This is a genomic window from Siphonobacter aquaeclarae (assembly GCF_900103285.1).
GTDB classification, from domain to species: domain Bacteria; phylum Bacteroidota; class Bacteroidia; order Cytophagales; family Spirosomataceae; genus Siphonobacter; species Siphonobacter aquaeclarae.
Window position 1 is genome coordinate 682,202 of sequence record NZ_FNGS01000004.1, and the last position, 15,701, is coordinate 697,902.

8 protein-coding genes are annotated in these 15,701 nt (G+C 54.7%); 6 read left to right on the forward strand and 2 right to left on the reverse strand.

Annotated features, from left to right (window positions below; all coding sequences use genetic code 11):
- The first annotated feature begins 6 nt into the window (after nt 1-6).
- The 6 genes from BLR09_RS13220 (at nt 7) to BLR09_RS13250 (ending at nt 9,632) form a co-directional block, all read left to right on the forward strand.
- Nucleotides 7-3,096 (forward strand): efflux RND transporter permease subunit, encoded by a 3,090-nt coding sequence (locus tag BLR09_RS13220; protein ID WP_093202765.1) that lies wholly within the window; start codon nt 7-9, stop codon nt 3,094-3,096.
- Nucleotides 3,093-4,406 (forward strand): TolC family protein, encoded by a 1,314-nt coding sequence (locus BLR09_RS13225; RefSeq protein ID WP_093202768.1) that lies wholly within the window; start codon nt 3,093-3,095, stop codon nt 4,404-4,406. Before BLR09_RS13220 ends, BLR09_RS13225 begins: the two co-directional genes overlap by 4 nt.
- 126 nt (nt 4,407-4,532) lie before the next feature.
- Entirely contained in the window at nt 4,533-5,153 is a 621-nt protein-coding gene (locus tag BLR09_RS13230) for a hypothetical protein (protein WP_093202770.1), read from the forward strand.
- A 3-nt stretch (nt 5,154-5,156) separates the two neighbouring features.
- The gene (locus BLR09_RS13235; RefSeq protein WP_093202773.1) at nt 5,157-5,879 is read left to right on the forward strand and encodes a hypothetical protein; all 723 of its coding nucleotides are present in this window, start codon (nt 5,157-5,159) and stop codon (nt 5,877-5,879) included.
- Between the two features lie 291 nt (nt 5,880-6,170).
- Nucleotides 6,171-6,551, forward strand: coding sequence for a hypothetical protein (locus tag BLR09_RS13245; protein WP_093202778.1), 381 nt, complete (start codon nt 6,171-6,173; stop codon nt 6,549-6,551).
- A gap of 225 nt (nt 6,552-6,776) precedes the next feature.
- Entirely contained in the window at nt 6,777-9,632 is a 2,856-nt protein-coding gene (locus BLR09_RS13250; protein ID WP_394331407.1) for an FAD-binding and (Fe-S)-binding domain-containing protein, read from the forward strand.
- Nucleotides 9,633-10,203: 571 nt separating this feature from the next.
- Here BLR09_RS13250 and BLR09_RS13255 read toward each other — a convergent pair.
- Nucleotides 10,204-12,099, reverse strand: coding sequence for a RagB/SusD family nutrient uptake outer membrane protein (locus BLR09_RS13255; RefSeq protein ID WP_093202780.1), 1,896 nt, complete (start codon nt 12,097-12,099; stop codon nt 10,204-10,206).
- Between the two features lie 12 nt (nt 12,100-12,111).
- Nucleotides 12,112-15,690, reverse strand: coding sequence for a TonB-dependent receptor (locus tag BLR09_RS13260; protein ID WP_093202783.1), 3,579 nt, complete (start codon nt 15,688-15,690; stop codon nt 12,112-12,114).
- Nucleotides 15,691-15,701 lie beyond the last annotated feature (11 nt).

A 15,701-nucleotide genomic window follows, 5' to 3' on the forward strand; every position in this document is an offset into this window, starting at 1 on the left:
TTTCTCATGAATCTTGTCAAATCATCCCTGAAATACGCGCAGGTGACGCTGACGGTGTTGCTGATGGTTTTTGCCGTCGGCGTACACTCCCTGCTCACCATGCCCCGGCGGGAAGACCCCAAAATCACGATCCGGACGGGGCTGGTGCTGGCCTTTTACCCCGGCGCTACGTCGGCGCAGGTGGAAGACCAGGTCACCAAAAAGCTCGAACAGTACCTCTTTCAGTTTGAAGAGGTGAAGAAATCGAAGACCTTTTCGACCACGCGCGATGGCGCAGTAGTCATTAACGTCGAACTCGAAGACAAAGTCAAAGACCCGGATATTTTCTGGAGCAAGCTCCGGCACGAACTCCTCATCGCCAAAACCCTGGCGCTGCCCGAAGGAGTACGCGGCCCGATTGTCAATTCCGATTTCGGAGATACGGAGGCGCTGGTCATCGGCGTCCAGTCCGACAAAGCCTCCTACAATCAGCTGAAAGACTATACCCAGAAGCTGGAGGACGAACTCCGGACGATTCCGGCGGTCTCGAAAATCAAGCGCATCGGCGAGCAGAAGGAGCAGATCGTTCTCACGAGCAATTCCGAAAAGCTGGCGCAGTACGGCATCAAGTTCTCGCAGGTGATTCAGGTGCTGAAATCGCAGAACTCGATCAACGCGACCGGGAATGTCAAAACCGGCACCGCCGAAGTGCCCCTTTATACCAACGGCTACTACAATACAGAAAACCAGATCGCGAATCAGGTTGTCGGCACCTCGAAAACCGGGGAAGTGATCCGCATCGGAGACGTCGCGACGATCACCCGGCAGTACCAGGAACCCACCAGCCTGACGACGGTCAACGGCCACAAGGCACTCATGCTTGCCGTTGAAATGCAGGAAGGCAATAACATTGTGCGTTTCGGGGAAGAGGTAAACGGGAAGGTGGAAGCGGTCAAAAAGCTGCTTCCGGCTGATGTCACCCTGACAACGGTTGTCGACCAGCCCGAATTGGTAGACGAAAACGTCAGCCACTTCATCCGGGAGTTTTTCCTCGCGATTGTTTCGGTGGTTGTCGTCGTGATCCTGCTCCTCCCCTTCCGCATTGCAACGGTGGCCGCGATGGCTATTCCGATGACGGTGGCCGTCACCTTTGCCCTGCTGCATGCCTTTGGCATCGAGCTGCACCAGGTATCGCTGGCGGCGCTGATTGTAGTACTCGGGATGGTGGTGGACGACGCGATTGTCATTGCGGACAACTATGTAGAGTTGCTCGATGAAGGTGTGGAGCGGTGGACGGCCGCCTGGCGCAGTGCCAGCGACCTGGTAGTCCCCGTTCTGGCGGCGACGATTACGATCATTGCCTCGTTCATGCCGATGATTATTCTGACGGGATCTGTCGGGGAATTCATCTTCGCCCTGCCGATTACGGTGGCGATTGCCCTGGCGGCTTCGTTCATCGTCGCGATGATTCTGACGCCGCTGCTTTGCTATACGTTCATCAAAAAGGGGTTGCATGACCATTCAGCTGAACCGCAGAAGAAGAAGCGCGTTTCTCTGCTCGACCGCATGCAGAACGGTTACGACCGGGCCATCGAATGGTGCATGAAACACTCCTGGCTGACAATCGCGGCGAGTCTGGTCACGGTAGTACTGGCAGGGCTCCTGTTTACGCAAATCCGGCAGAAGTTCTTCCCGGCCGCCGAACGAAACCAGTTTGTGGTCGAACTCTGGATGCCCACCGGTACCAAGCTCGAACGTACCCAGGTGGCTATCGGCAAGCTGGAGGACGTCGTGAAGAAAGACAAACGCGTGACAAGCTATGCCACCTTCACCGGTACCAGCGCTCCCCGCTTCTACTACAACTTCTCGCCGGAAGTACCTGTGACAAACTATGCGCAGATACTCATCAATACCACGGATATCGCCTCGGCTCAGGCTATGGCCGAAGAGCTGACCCATCAGGTCGACGCCCTGGTACCCGAAGGCCGCCCGCAGGTGAAACTGATGCAGCAGGGTACGGTAACGAAAGCCCCGGTAGAGGTTCGTATTGTCGGAGAAGACCTCAATACCCTCAAGGAACTGGGCAATCAGGTCGAAGGAATTCTGCGCCAGGCGCGCGGCAGCGCCCTTATCCGGCGGGATTTTATGGAAGATTATTACGGGGTGAATATCAACCTGAAGGACGAGGCAAACCGGCTGGGTTTCACGACTTCTTCCATCGCGCAGACCATCTATGCGGGCTTCAACGGCGCACCGGTGACAACCATGTACGAAGGCAATACGCCGGTAGACATTGCCGTGCGCCTCGACGAGGCCAACCGACGGAATTTCGGAGACCTGGAGAATACCTACCTGCCCTCGCCCGCTACGGGCTCATCGGTGCCGCTCCGCCAGATTGCCAACCTGACGCCGTCCTGGCAAACCGGGCGGATCATGCACCGCAACGGCGTCCGGACGCTGACAGTACAGAGCGAAACCAAAGACCAGGTACTGCCTTCTGAACTATTGAAGGAAGTACAGCCGGAGATTGCCAAAATTCAGCTGCCGGCAGGGTACCGCATCGAGTACGGCGGCGAATTTGAAGGACAAAAAGAAACCTTCAGCCAGATGGTAGTGGTGATGGTGATCAGTATCGTGTTGATATTCCTGATCCTGCTGTTCCAGTTCCGGAGTATCAAGGAAGCCCTGCTGGTCATGCTGACGATCCCGCTGAGTCTTTTTGGCGCCTTCCTCGGTTTGCTGCTGACGCATAATAACTTCGGATTCACCGCTTTTGTGGGACTGATCAGTCTTTCGGGGATTGTTGTCCGGAATGCCATCATCCTCGTCGACCATACCAACGAGCTGCTGAAACACGGCATGGATATTCCGTCGGCGGCGATGGAATCCGGCAAGCGGCGGCTCCGCCCGATCTTCCTCACGGCGATGGCCGCGGCCATCGGGGTACTGCCGATGATCCTGTCCGGCTCCCCGATGTGGAGTCCGCTGGCGAGCGTCATCGCGGTGGGCGTCGTCTGGTCCATGATCATGGCCCTGCTGACGGTCCCGGTGCTGTACGTCAAATTCATCAAACCGAAGGACAAGGAATACCTCGTCGGAACCGAAACACACGCATGAAAAAGATAGGCATTCTGCTGATCCTGGCGATAGCCGGGACGCACGCCGGGGCGCAGTCCATCAGCCTGGAAAAAGCGAAGGAGCAGGCCCTGCAACACAACCGCCTGCTGTCGATCCAGCAGGAAAAAGTCCGGGAAAACGAATTCAAGGTTGCCGAAGCCCGGACCAAAAACAAACCCATGCTGATGGCATCGGGAAACTACATCTTCAACGGCATTACGAAGGATTTGGCGATTCCGGCGGGCTCCTTCGGCAACCTCGGCGGCAATCCCCTGCCACAGAAGGACGTGAAGCTGTTTGAAGGAAAGCACAACCTGCTGCTTGGTTCGGTGATGGCGTACCAGCCCATCAGCCAGCTCGGCAAGATCAAGGTGGGGGTTAAAGTGGCCGAAGCCGACGTGGACATCGCGAAGACACAGGTATCCAAAGCGGAACTGGGTATTCTGGAAGGAGTGGAAAAGCTGTATTACGGCCTGCTCATCAACCGGAAGCAACTCGACGAAGCCCGTGTCAACGTTCTCCTGACGCAGGCCAAACTATACGATGTCGAAAGCGCACTGGCTGCCGGAAAAACCGATGAAGTATACAAAGTAGGCCTTCAGGCAGACCTGGCCAATCAGGAGCAGAAAATCCTCCAGATCACGAATCAGATGGAAGACTACCAGGCCGATCTGAAAAACCTGCTGGGCAGCACCGATACCACGCAACTGGTACCGGAAGAACTGACCGGGCTGGCGCAGACAGTACAGCCGCTGTCCTGGTACCTCAACCAGGCACAATCGGGTAATCCGGATATCAAACTGGCGGGACAGACCATCGCCAAGGCCGACTATGGCATCGAAGCGGCCCGGAAAGACAAGCTGCCCAACATCGGGGTCATCGGTGGGTATACGTATCAGAATCTGATTGCCGATCTACCCGGCCATAACTACTTTCTGGGCCTGAACCTGAGCTGGAATATTTATGATTTCGGGAAGCGGAAGGCCGGGGAAAACCAGCGCGCTTCCCAGAAAAAGCAGGCGGAAGAATACCTCGCCTATACCCGTGACGATGTTTCCGCCAAAATCGGCAAAGCCTACCGCAAGGTAACCCAGACGCAGCGCCTGGTGGCGGTCGCCGAAAAAGCAGCCGGGTTCCGCCGGGAAGAAATACGCCTGAAAACCAACGCCCGCGAGGCCGGCCTCAAGCTCGACAAGGACCTGCTGGAGTCCAAAGCCAACCTCGCCAAAGCCGAGCAGGATCTGTATTCCGCGCAGATGGGCCTTCGCCTGGCGCTGAATGAGTTGGAAAACCTGGCAGGAGTGCGCTGATTATCAATTCATTTCTTTTAAAAGCCTTCTTTTCCTTCGGGGGGAAGAAGGCTTTTTTATTGGGGAAATTTGGAAGAATGGAGGAGGTTGATTTTACTTTGCAATTCAAAGTACTTTATCCAGCTCATGAAGTCATTTCCCCGCATTGCGATTCTTTCCAGTATCGGTGCCCAGTACGCATATCTACTGTACAGGCATGTATTTAGCGAAAGCCTGACATTTATGGCGTACTTCGAAATATTCTTCGTCGGCCTTCTCCTGTTACTGATTATATGGATTGCTTACTATCGGCTGACAGTTGAAGAAGAAAATCCGGCTGAACGGCTGCGATGGGGATTTTACTGTAGCTGGTCTGTTCTTCTTTTTTTTCCGGTATGGTGGTCGATCGGCTACCTGATACCCCTCGGTCGACTGATCTGGATCGATGAACCGGGTCTGACGGAAGTTGTCCGTCAGGTGGAGGAAGTTCCAGCGTTACACCACCTGTTTCCGAACAGGGAGCCGGAATTTTACCGCTCCACGGGCAATGAAGCCGGTACTTCCCCGAAAAACTGGAAAGATGTTCTGGCTCTCCGGACTGCTATGAAGAGTAACGGCGTCATCTCCGTGAGTTGTGACGCAAACGGCGATATCTCGTTGCATACTGAATCAGGCCGTACTTACCTGCACGCTACCGGGATGCCTTCGCCGGCGGGATCGTTATACAAACACCTTCGGGGTCCGTGGTATCTCTGGAATCCGTTTTAGCGGTTGCTTTTTCTAAATAGTGCTAATCGTCTTACCTTCTTCCACTTATCTTTCGTGAAAAAGAGCCTTCTCTTCTCTCTCATTGTCTTTTCCGTTTTTCCATATTTCTATGTTTGCTTTAATTACCTGACGAAACCGATCTCTGCTCTTTTCGGTCTCTTCCCCCAGACGCTATTTATCTGGTTTATTTGTCTGGTAATTCTGGCTATCCAGTACCATATCTATACCCTTAACGAACCGGATCGTCCATCAAGGCATCGCTGGGGAGTCTTCTCCCTTTGGACCTGTTTACTTTTCTGGGGGGTCTGGTGGGCAGCAGACGAATATGTTCCGGCATATCGTTTCCGGTTGACAAAGGAAACGGCTCTGACAAATCTCGTAGCCAAAGTTAATCGTGTAGCGGGCCTTCAAACCATCTCTCAGCACGGCGGATGTATTACCTTCCTCAACGGCACGGAGGTTAATTGCCGGGGAAAGAAAGGGAGTAGGTTACCGGAAAACACTTTTCTCAACAGGCATGGCATTGACTCGCTTGCCCTCTCCGGCCTGGTATCTCAAATGGCTGAACAAGATGTCTTTTTTATTCGCACGGGTAAGGACCGAACAGATATCTCTTTTCGTTCCGGGGCCGGTACGTTTGTCTGCCTTCCGGAGCGATCCACTGCTTCGCTTGAATATCTGAGACTTATTCACGGTCGCTGGTACCTGGCGCTGAATCAGGACTGACGTACCTTCCGCCGCTCACCCCTCCCAAATCTCCGCTCATCCCTGAAATGCGCAAAAAAGCACTCCTGCTGCAACGTCGGGCCGGTTTCCCTCATCCTTAGTTCGAATTTCAGTTCAGCAGAAAAGAACGGAAAGTGAGTAGCCGGCAACCGTTCATCACACTGCAAAGCCATACATACTACTTTGCATTGCATAGTACTGAAATTTCAGCCAATTTTGAATCGTCAATCAGCCGCAAGGACTTGACACAAAGCCATGAAAATCAAACCATTCGTTAAAACGTATAAAGCCATGAAAACCAACATTCTTTTCGCCATCGCTCTTTTCGCCCTCTCTTTCACCAGCGTTAAAGCTGCTTCCCTCGAAGATCCGAAAGAAACCGCTAAGACGTCGTACGCAATCAACGTCTTCAAAGGCCAGGAAGGTAAAGTAAACTTCCTCCTCGAAAAAGTAAAAGGCAAGAGACTGGCCGTTACCCTGCGCAACGCCAAAGGTGAAATCCTCTTCACCGAAACCATCGCCAAGAACGCCACCGGCTATGCCCGCCGCTTCGACCTCAACAGCCTGACCGACGGCAAATACAGCTTTGAAGTGACGGACGGCGAAACGACGCTGAAGAAAGAGGTAGATCTTTCTACCGACCAGCCGACGCGCATGGTATTCGTCAAGTAATCATCCGGCAGGACCCACCTGCTTTTCCTTTCCCCCATTCAAATGAAGGTACGGACCCGTTCCGTACCTTTTTTCGTTTCTGGTCTATGGATTTAGGCTACATTTGCAGTCCCGAATGCAATAAAACGAATGATGACAACGGCTGGAGTGAATTCCCCTTTACCGACCGAAGCCCTACGCGACCTTGCCCAACGCCTCGAAGGTGAATTTTATTACGACGATACCATGCGGACGCTGTATGCCACCGATGCTTCGGCTTACCGCGAATTTCCTACCGCTGTCGCCCTTCCCAAAACCCAATCGGACCTCAAAACCCTGATTGCCTTTGCGCGGGAGCACCGGACTTCGCTGATTCCGCGAACCGCAGGTACTTCCCTTGCCGGGCAGGTCGTCGGCGCAGGTATCGTGGTCGACGTATCGAAGTATTTCAACCGGATTCTGGAAGTTAACCCGGAAGAAGGCTGGGTACGGGTACAACCGGGCGTTGTGCGCGACGAGCTGAATATGTTCCTCAAGCCATACGGTTTTCTCTTCGGACCCGAAACCTCCACGGCCAACCGCGCCATGATCGGCGGGATGGTCGGGAATAACTCCTGCGGCTCTAACTCAGTCGTATACGGCTCCACCCGGGAACACGTGCTGGAAGTAAAAGCCCTCCTCGCAGATGGCTCGGAAGCTATTTTCAGCGACCGGCCGGCGGTCAACGGCCGCATTGCCGTTTCTCCGGAAAACCCCTTTGAAAAACACATTTACGACCGGACGATTGAGCTGCTTTCGGACCCTGTTACCCAGGAAGAAATCCGGGCCAACTTTCCGAAACCCAGCATCGAACGCCGGAATACCGGTTACGCCATCGACATGCTGCTCCACGCGGAGCCGTTTACACCGGGCGGACCGGATTTCAACCTTTGCCAGCTCATTGCCGGCTCGGAAGGTACCCTCTGCTTTCTGACCGAAATCAAGCTGCACGTCAACCCGCTTCCGCCGAAGGAAACCGGGCTGATTTGTGTACATTTTAATTCGGTGGACGAAGCGCTGCGGGCCAATATCATCGCCATGCAGTTCAAGCCATCAGCCTCCGAGCTCATCGACCACTACATCCTTGAGTGCACGAAGAGCAGTATTGAACAACGTAAAAACCGGTTTTTCGTAGACGGAGACCCCGGCGCGATCCTGGTGGTCGAGTTCAAGCGCGATACCCGGGAAGAAATCGAAATCCTCGCCGCGCAGGTGGAAGCCGACATGCGTCAGGCGGGTCTTGGCTATCATTTCCCCCTGTTGTTCGGCGCGGATACCGGCAAAATCTGGGCGCTCCGGAAAGCCGGTCTCGGCCTGCTTTCCAACCTGCCGGGAGATGAAAAGGCGGTAGCGGTTATTGAAGATACAGCGGTGGATATCTATGACCTCCCCGATTTTATCCGGGACTTCAACGATATCCTCCACCAAAACGGCATGAGTGCGGTGCATTATGCCCACGCCGGCTCGGGGGAAATCCACCTTCGCCCGATTATCAACCTGAAGACGGAAGAAGGCAACCGGCAGTTCCGGCTTATCGCTGAAGAAATCGCCCGCCTCGTTAAGAAATACAACGGTTCCCTCTCCGGTGAGCACGGAGACGGGCGCCTCCGCGGGGAGTTTATTCCCTGGATGGTCGGCGAGAAGAACTATGCACTCATGAAGGAAGTAAAGGCGCTCTGGGACCCGGAGAATATCTTCAACCCGGGCAAGATCGTCGATACTCCGCCGATGAATACCTTCCTGCGGTATACCCCGGGCCAGCAAACGCCGGCATTTAATACCTATTTCCGGTATACCGACCAGGACGTACTCCAGCATGCCGAGCAATGCAACGGATCGGGCGACTGCCGCAAATCGCACCTGAGCGGAGGCACTATGTGTCCGAGCTTCATGGCCACGCGCAACGAAAAGGAAACTACCCGGGCCCGGGCCAATATCCTCCGGGAGTTTCTGACCAACTCGACGCAGCCCAACCGATTCGCACACGACGAAATCAAGGAGGTCATGGATCTCTGCCTGCTCTGTAAGGGCTGTAAGGCGGAATGCCCCTCAAACGTCGACATGGCGAAGCTCAAGATGGAGTTCCTCCAGCATTACTACGAGCAGAAGGGAGTCCCGATGCGGTCGCGCCTCATCGCAGGCTTCAGTTCGCTCAACAAAATGGCAAGTATGGCTCCCTGGGCCTACAACGCCATTTTTGATACGCCGGCGTTGCGGCGCATTGCCAACCGGGTAGTGGGTTTCCATCCCGACCGGACCATGCCGCTCCTCGCACCCCAGACGTTTAACAGCTGGTGGAAAAAGCGGTCCGCTACTCCCGCAAACGGTAAAATTGTTTACCTCTTTGCAGATGAGTTTACGAACTACAATGATGTGGAAATCGGGAAGAAGGTCGTCGGGCTGCTCGAAAAGCTCGGGTATGATGTACGTCTTCCGGGTGAAAACCTTCAGTCGGCCCGCCCTCAGCTTTCCAAAGGATTACTGAAAGAAGCAAAAGAAGTAGCCAACCGGAATGTCCGTCAATTGAAAGACATCATCTCGGAAGAAACGCCGCTGGTGGGTGTAGAGCCGTCTGCTATCCTCACCTTCCGGGATGAGTACCCGGATCTGGTCGATGCGGATCTCGCAGAAGCAGCTGCCCGCCTCGGGAAAAATGCCCTTACATTTGAAGAGTTTCTGGCCCGTGAGGTCGACGCAAAGCGTATCCGCCCGGAACAATTCACGGCGGAAAAACGCCTCATCAAACTCCACGGACATTGCCAGCAGAAGGCGGTCAGTTCACTGGTACCCAGCAAGAAGATCCTTTCGCTTCCCGCGAATTACGAAGTACAGCTCATTCCGTCCGGATGCTGCGGGATGGCCGGCAGCTTTGGTTATGAAGCCGAGCATTACGATGTCTCGATGAAAATCGGCGAGATGGTACTCTTTCCGACGGTGCGCAAGCAACCCCAGGAAGTCATCATCGCCGCGGCCGGCACCAGCTGCCGCCACCAGATCCACGACGGCACGGGCCGCACGGCGCTGCACCCGGCAGAGATTTTGTGGGATGCGCTGGCAAAGTAGAGAAGCGGTTTTCAGTTTACGGTTTACTGTTTACAGTTTGGGGTTTAGAGTTGGGGCTGGCAGGTATGCCGGCCCTTTGCTTTGGCGCGCCCGGGTGCCTGCCGTGCGTGTGTAATCTGGATTGGCATGGGGGCAGTTCTTTTTTTGTGAGCAAGTATGGTCGCCTGCCGTGCGTAGCGGATGCTACGCACGGCAGGCGACTGGATACGTCGAAAGCAAGGGAGACTGGCAAGCATGCCGGTCCCTTTTTTATAAGAAATAAGGTTGACAGTACTTCTTTGCCGCAGGCAAGTATGGTCGCCCGCCGTGCGTAGCATCCGCTACGCACTTTTTAATTAGTAGGCTGCGCCTACTGTTTTGTTTTCTGACAACCAGTAGATAGCCTTTTCAATTCTTTAACTTGAATGACGGTAGGCGCAGCCTACCAACTAAAAAGTGCGTAGCAAATGCTACGCACGGCAGGCGACTGGATACGTCGAAAGCAACGGAGGCTGGCACACCTGCCAGCCCCCAACTCTAAACCCTAAACCCCAAACTGTAAACCGTAAACCGTAAACTGAAAACCGCTTCTCTACCACCCCGGATTCTGCCCCAGCGTCGGCGTTCGCTCCAGTTCGGTTTGCATAATCGGGAAGAGGTAATGCCGGGGCGCGAGGAAGACGCGGCTTTCGACGAAGAAGCGCTTCATCTTGTACTTCTTCCCGTTGACGACGATTTTTCCGTCGGAATCCTCTACCGGACGCATGCCGTTGATCATGCGCTGCGCCTTCGGATAAGGCCAGTACTTCTGGGAGCGCTCGTCGTTGGTGCTTCCGGCGCTCTGCCAGGCAGCCTCTTTCGCTGTTTCGGTAGTGGCGCTTGGCTCGAGGTACAGGCGGCTGCTCCAGATCCGGTTGTTTTCGTAGAACAGTTCGACCCGGCGTTCGCGCTTGATGTATTCGTCCATCAGCTTTTTGTCGGACGCAGCGGCCGGCGGAATCGGCGCCATAAACGAGCGTTTCCGCACCTGATTGAGCAATCCGGCAATCTCGGCATTGGGGCCCGTAGTCTCGTTCACCGCTTCGCAATAAATAAAGATGAACTCAGGCAGACGCCATACCGGAGGACCGTTGATAGAGAAGCTCTTATCCCGGTTCCAGGATTCGCGGAGTAGTTTGCGGAGGAAATAGCCGGTAGTCGACGAGTTGGTTGCCCCTACTTTATCCGCGCCTTCCGCCGTGTTGATAACTTTTCCTTTGAAAGTAGCACCGTGGTAAATGACGTCGCGGTAGAAACGCGGGTCGCGGCGTACGGATTCATAGGGATTTTCGTCGTCATACCCATCGGCTTTTGCCCGGGAGCCATACACAGGATACCCGTAGCCGTCGGCGGCAATGTATTCATATTCATCGACCTGCTCCTGCACCGGCATTTGCCGGGAACTGCCTCCCCAGCTCGGCGGGTAGATATCCCCCTGCCAGTTGTTATCCTTATCCCGGGTGACAAAAAAGACGGCTTCTTTCTGGTAAGCGTCCATGCTGTAGTACAGGTCCCACAACCGGCCATATACTTTGGAATTGTTGTTGTTCACACCGGCATCGTCCTTAAAATCGGTTTCATCATGGCCGGTGTAGAGACTGTAGCGGAGGCCGCCGTCACCCCGAAAATCCAGCACCGCCTTTGCGGCGTCACGGGCTTTGACCCAGCGGGTCTGGTCAAACGCATACTCCGACTTAAACTGCCGGGTATCGTTGGGCAGGGCACCTCCGTTCCACAGCGGGGTAGCGGCCATCCAGCGCACCATGGCTTTCAGGCCGAGGCAGGCGCCTCTGTCGATCCGTCCGAAATCCGCGCCGCCCCAGTTGGCCGGTACCCGGGCATAGGCTGAGTCACAATCCGTCACAATTTTCTCGACCATCGAATGAAAGGATTCCTTCTTGAAATCCATCGGGTCGGTTGCCTTGACGGAATGCGTCAGGTATACGCTTTCTCCATACATCCGGATCAGCAGGTAATGCAGGTAGGCCCGCATGAACATCGTTTCACCGATGCGCCGGCTCAGGTCGCCTTCCTGGAGGGGGTTGTCCGGGGTTTTGTACTTCCGGATGCCTTCCAGAATCACGTTCGACTCCCGGATTTTGCTGTACAAACTCCACCAATACTGCCCGCAGTCGCTCCGGTCGGGCATACCTGCCGGACTCCAGTCGCCGGCGTTGAATTTATTGGTCAGACTGCCTTCGGCATTCGACCCTTCCGCTTCGTCGGTTACCGGCGCCGACGAAAAGTGGTTGAAGAACACCAGCGGACGGTTGGCCCACTTGACATTGGCATAGAGGTCGGTAACCAGCTGGTTGGTTTTGTTATACCGGGTAAAAACCTGAGACTCATCGAGTTGGTCATCGGGTTTCCGGTCAAGAAATTTATCGTTGCAGGCGCTGAGCAGGCAGGCCGTCAGCAGTATAAGCCCGTGGTATATGTTGAATTTCATCGGATACAGTCTTTAGAATGTGATGTCTATGCCGAAGTTGTATACCTTCTGAATCGGGTACCAATCGCCCGAGCCTTCCTTGGTTTCCGGATCGATATCGACGCTTTTGAGTTTGTCCCACGTGAGCAGGTTCATCCCCTGGGCATAGAGGCGGACCGACTGGAGTCCCGAAAACCGGAGCATCCGTTTCGGAATGTTGTACCCGAGCTCGATGGTTTTCAGGCGCAGGTAGCTGGCATCATAGAGAAAGAGGCTGCTGTTGACGTTTTTGTTGTTGGTATGCTCGCCATAATGAAGGGCGGGATACTTGGCCGTCGCCGCGGTTGCAGGCGTCCAGCGATCGAGGTGCATGGGCTTGACCTTGCCATACTTATCCTGCGAAAACAGCGGAAAATCCCACACGGCAGCTCCTGTCAGCTGCACGCTCGTCATCGTCGCTCCCTGAAGTAACATACTGAAATCGAACCCTTTGAAGCGCATACCTACCGGAATACCGAACATCAGCTGCGGATTGCGGGGATTACCGAGGTTTTTCCGGTCTCCGAGATCCGTGATTACGCCGTCTCCGTTCAGGTCCTTGTACACCACATCACCGGGCCCCAGACGTCCCCAGGGCTGAAAACCGGCGCCATTGTTCCGGGCATTCAGTTCGCTGGCTTCCTGCTGATCGCGGACGAAGTGGTCGACAACATAATCAAAGTGCTCATTGATCCGCTTGCCGGTTTGTCCGCGCCACGCCGCCTTGTACGGAATTTCATTCATGAAGATGATTTTGTTCCGGGCGAAGGTCAGGTTCGGGCGGATGTAGTAGGAAAAGCTGTTTCCGACGTTTCCGGACCAGCCTACTTCAAAGTCGATTCCCCGGTTATCCACAATACCCGAGTTGAGGTAAGGGGCATTTTTTCCGACGATGGTCGGGAAGCCGAGCTTGTCGCCGCCTCCCATATCTGTAATAATATCAAACCGGTGTTCGTGGAAAACATCTACAGAGATCGTCAGGTGTTTCAACAGCGTCGCGTCGATCCCGATGTTGGCTTTCCGGGCTTTTTCCCAGGTCAGGTTGATGTTGGCGAGGTCGCCTTCTTTCAGGCCTCCGCCGGCGCCAGATCCGAAATTGTCCGTCCCGAAGCTGTAGTCATCCCCGCCACCGAAGTACTGGAGGTAGATAAAGCGTTTGTCGTTGGGAATTTTGTCGCTTCCAACCAATCCGTATGACCCCCTGATTTTCAGGTTATCCAGCCACGACGCAGTACCCGACAGAAAGTTTTCCCGCGATAGTACCCATCCCGCCGACACCGCCGGAAAGAAGCCGTAGCGCTTGCCCTTGGCGAAGTTCTCCGACCCGTTATAGGCAGCATTGATTTCGAAGAGGTAGCGGTCGTCGTACGCATACGTCATCCGGCTCGTTACGCCCTGATAGGAAAAAGGTACCTGGTTGTTAATAATACGTTTCGACCGGTTGGCGAGGATCATCCCCGTAACGTCGTGGCGGCCGAATTTGCGCATGTAATCAAGCTTCACCTGGAAGTACGACCGCCCGTCGGCATTGTTCCGGGACGAGCTATTTCCGATCGGCTGATCCGTATCGTACTTGTTTCCGCGCTTGTACTTGCCCTGGTAATGGCCGGGAGTGCGGTACACGTCGCTGCCGTCTTCGGGCACGACGGTCGCATAGCCGGGGTATTCCCGGTAGCCTTCCGAATAGGTCCCTACGTTCCGGTTGACCCAGATACCGTCGGAAGCGTCATACGAAAACAGCCCTTCGATCTTCAACCCGCGGGTGACGAAATCGAGGTGGTGCCCCAGCGCAAACGATCCGTTGAGATAGGTATTCTTTTCGTTGAGGAAACCCGTCCGGCTCAGCTCACCGAGGATATTGAAGCGGTAAATCTGATCCCCGTACAACATACCCAGGGGGTTATTGGCTTCGAATACCTGGTTGGCGGGGTTGTTGTTCGATTCAACAATGATCGGCAGGTACGAAGGCTGGGTATTCGCCATCTCGACGATGCGGTTGGCCGTCGTTCCCGGCGCGTTCCGGTCCGTAATCCGGGCGCCGATATCCAGGCGCGCGTAGAAATCCTTCGTAATATCAATGTCGATATTCGAACGGAAGTTGTAACGTTTGAATACTGCCTGGGTATTGTACGCCGCCAGGTTGGTATGCCGGTAGTTTCCGTCCTGCTGGAAGAAATTGGCCAGTACAAAGTAGCGGGCGCGGGTCGAACCACCGTTGATGGAAAGGCTGTAATCCTTCTGCACGCCGGGTTTGAAGGCATAATCGAAGTAGTTCCAGTTGTAGCCCAGGCCGTCGGAGTTATCGCCTTTCGCTTTCCGGAAGGATTCGATGGCCTGTTCCGAAAACAGGTTCAGGTTAGCCGGATCGACGCCCGGGCTGTCGTTTTTCCGGGCTTCGTTGTACAGCATCGCATAGTCTCCCGAGCCAAGGTAGGTCGGAAACTTGACCGGCTGATTCACCCCGATCGACGCTTTAAAGTTCACCGTCGCCTTGTCCTGGATTTTGCCCCGGCGCGTGGTAATGAGAATAACGCCGTTGGCCCCGCGAACGCCGTACGGAGCAGTGGCAGAGGCATCTTTCAGGATGGAAAACGTCTCGATTTCGGACGGAGCCAGGTAGTCCATGCTCCGTTCCAGCCCGTCGATGATGACGATGGGCGACGTATTTCCGTACGTACCCATTCCCCGGATGAGAATGTCGCTCCGGTCTACCCCGGGCTCGCCGCCGCTGAACTGGTTGGCCATCAACCCCGGAAGGCGGCCGGCCAGCGCGTTGGTCAGGTTGGCGGTCGGGCTTTGTTTGAGGTCTTCGGTGGTAATGGTGGCGAGAGATCCGGTGACTGTGGCTTTCCGCTGGGTACCGAACCCGACAACAACGACTTCATTCAACCCGGCCATTTCCTCGTCCAGGTCGATGATGTAGGATGATCGGGCGTCCACCGCAACTTCTTTCGGAATGTAGCCGATGTGCGAAAAAATCAGCGTTTCGCCGGTATTTGCATTGATCGAAAAGCGTCCCTGGGCATTCGTGACGACGCCCCGGTCGGTACCTTTCACCTTCACCGTCGCGCCGGGTAATACGCCGCTTCCTTTGGCATCCTGCACCAGACCGGTAATCTCGCGGGCCGTTGGGGTAATCCGCACGCCGGGCCAGAAATAAAGCACCGCCGGCGGTATCATGGTGGTAAGCGTCTTCTTTTCTTCGTTCCGGTAAATCGCAATTTGCCGGCCGATGATCTGGTAAGAATACTCCGTCCCGCGGAAGGCGCGGTGAAGAATCGTCGGAATAGTTTCGTTTTTCAGGGTAAGGGTGAGATGCTTTTTTTCTCCGGAGAACAGGTTGTCTTTGTAGAAGACGTGGTAGTCAGACCGTTCCTCTATCTGCCTGAGCAGGGTACTGAAGGTTTCGTCCTTGATCTGTACATCCATCCGGTTCTTTTGAGAATATCCTTCTGCATGGACGATCATCAACCCCAGCCAGCTCAGGAATACCGTCAGCTTCATAATTCTCAATAGTTTCTTCGGGTAAGCCCCCCGGAAAGGGACATACCGGGTCATGTCAAATTTTTTCATAAATTTGATTT

Coding starts and splice junctions, on each gene's coding strand:
- BLR09_RS13225 (WP_093202768.1), top strand. CDS start 3,093: ATGAAAAAGATAGGCATTCTGCTGATCCTGGCGATAGCCGGGACGCAC.
- BLR09_RS13260 (WP_093202783.1), bottom strand. CDS start 15,690: ATGAAAAAATTTGACATGACCCGGTATGTCCCTTTCCGGGGGGCTTAC.
- BLR09_RS13250 (WP_394331407.1), top strand. CDS start 6,777: ATGCGGACGCTGTATGCCACCGATGCTTCGGCTTACCGCGAATTTCCT.
- BLR09_RS13255 (WP_093202780.1), bottom strand. CDS start 12,099: ATGAAATTCAACATATACCACGGGCTTATACTGCTGACGGCCTGCCTG.
- BLR09_RS13245 (WP_093202778.1), top strand. CDS start 6,171: ATGAAAACCAACATTCTTTTCGCCATCGCTCTTTTCGCCCTCTCTTTC.
- BLR09_RS13220 (WP_093202765.1), top strand. CDS start 7: ATGAATCTTGTCAAATCATCCCTGAAATACGCGCAGGTGACGCTGACG.
- BLR09_RS13230 (WP_093202770.1), top strand. CDS start 4,533: ATGAAGTCATTTCCCCGCATTGCGATTCTTTCCAGTATCGGTGCCCAG.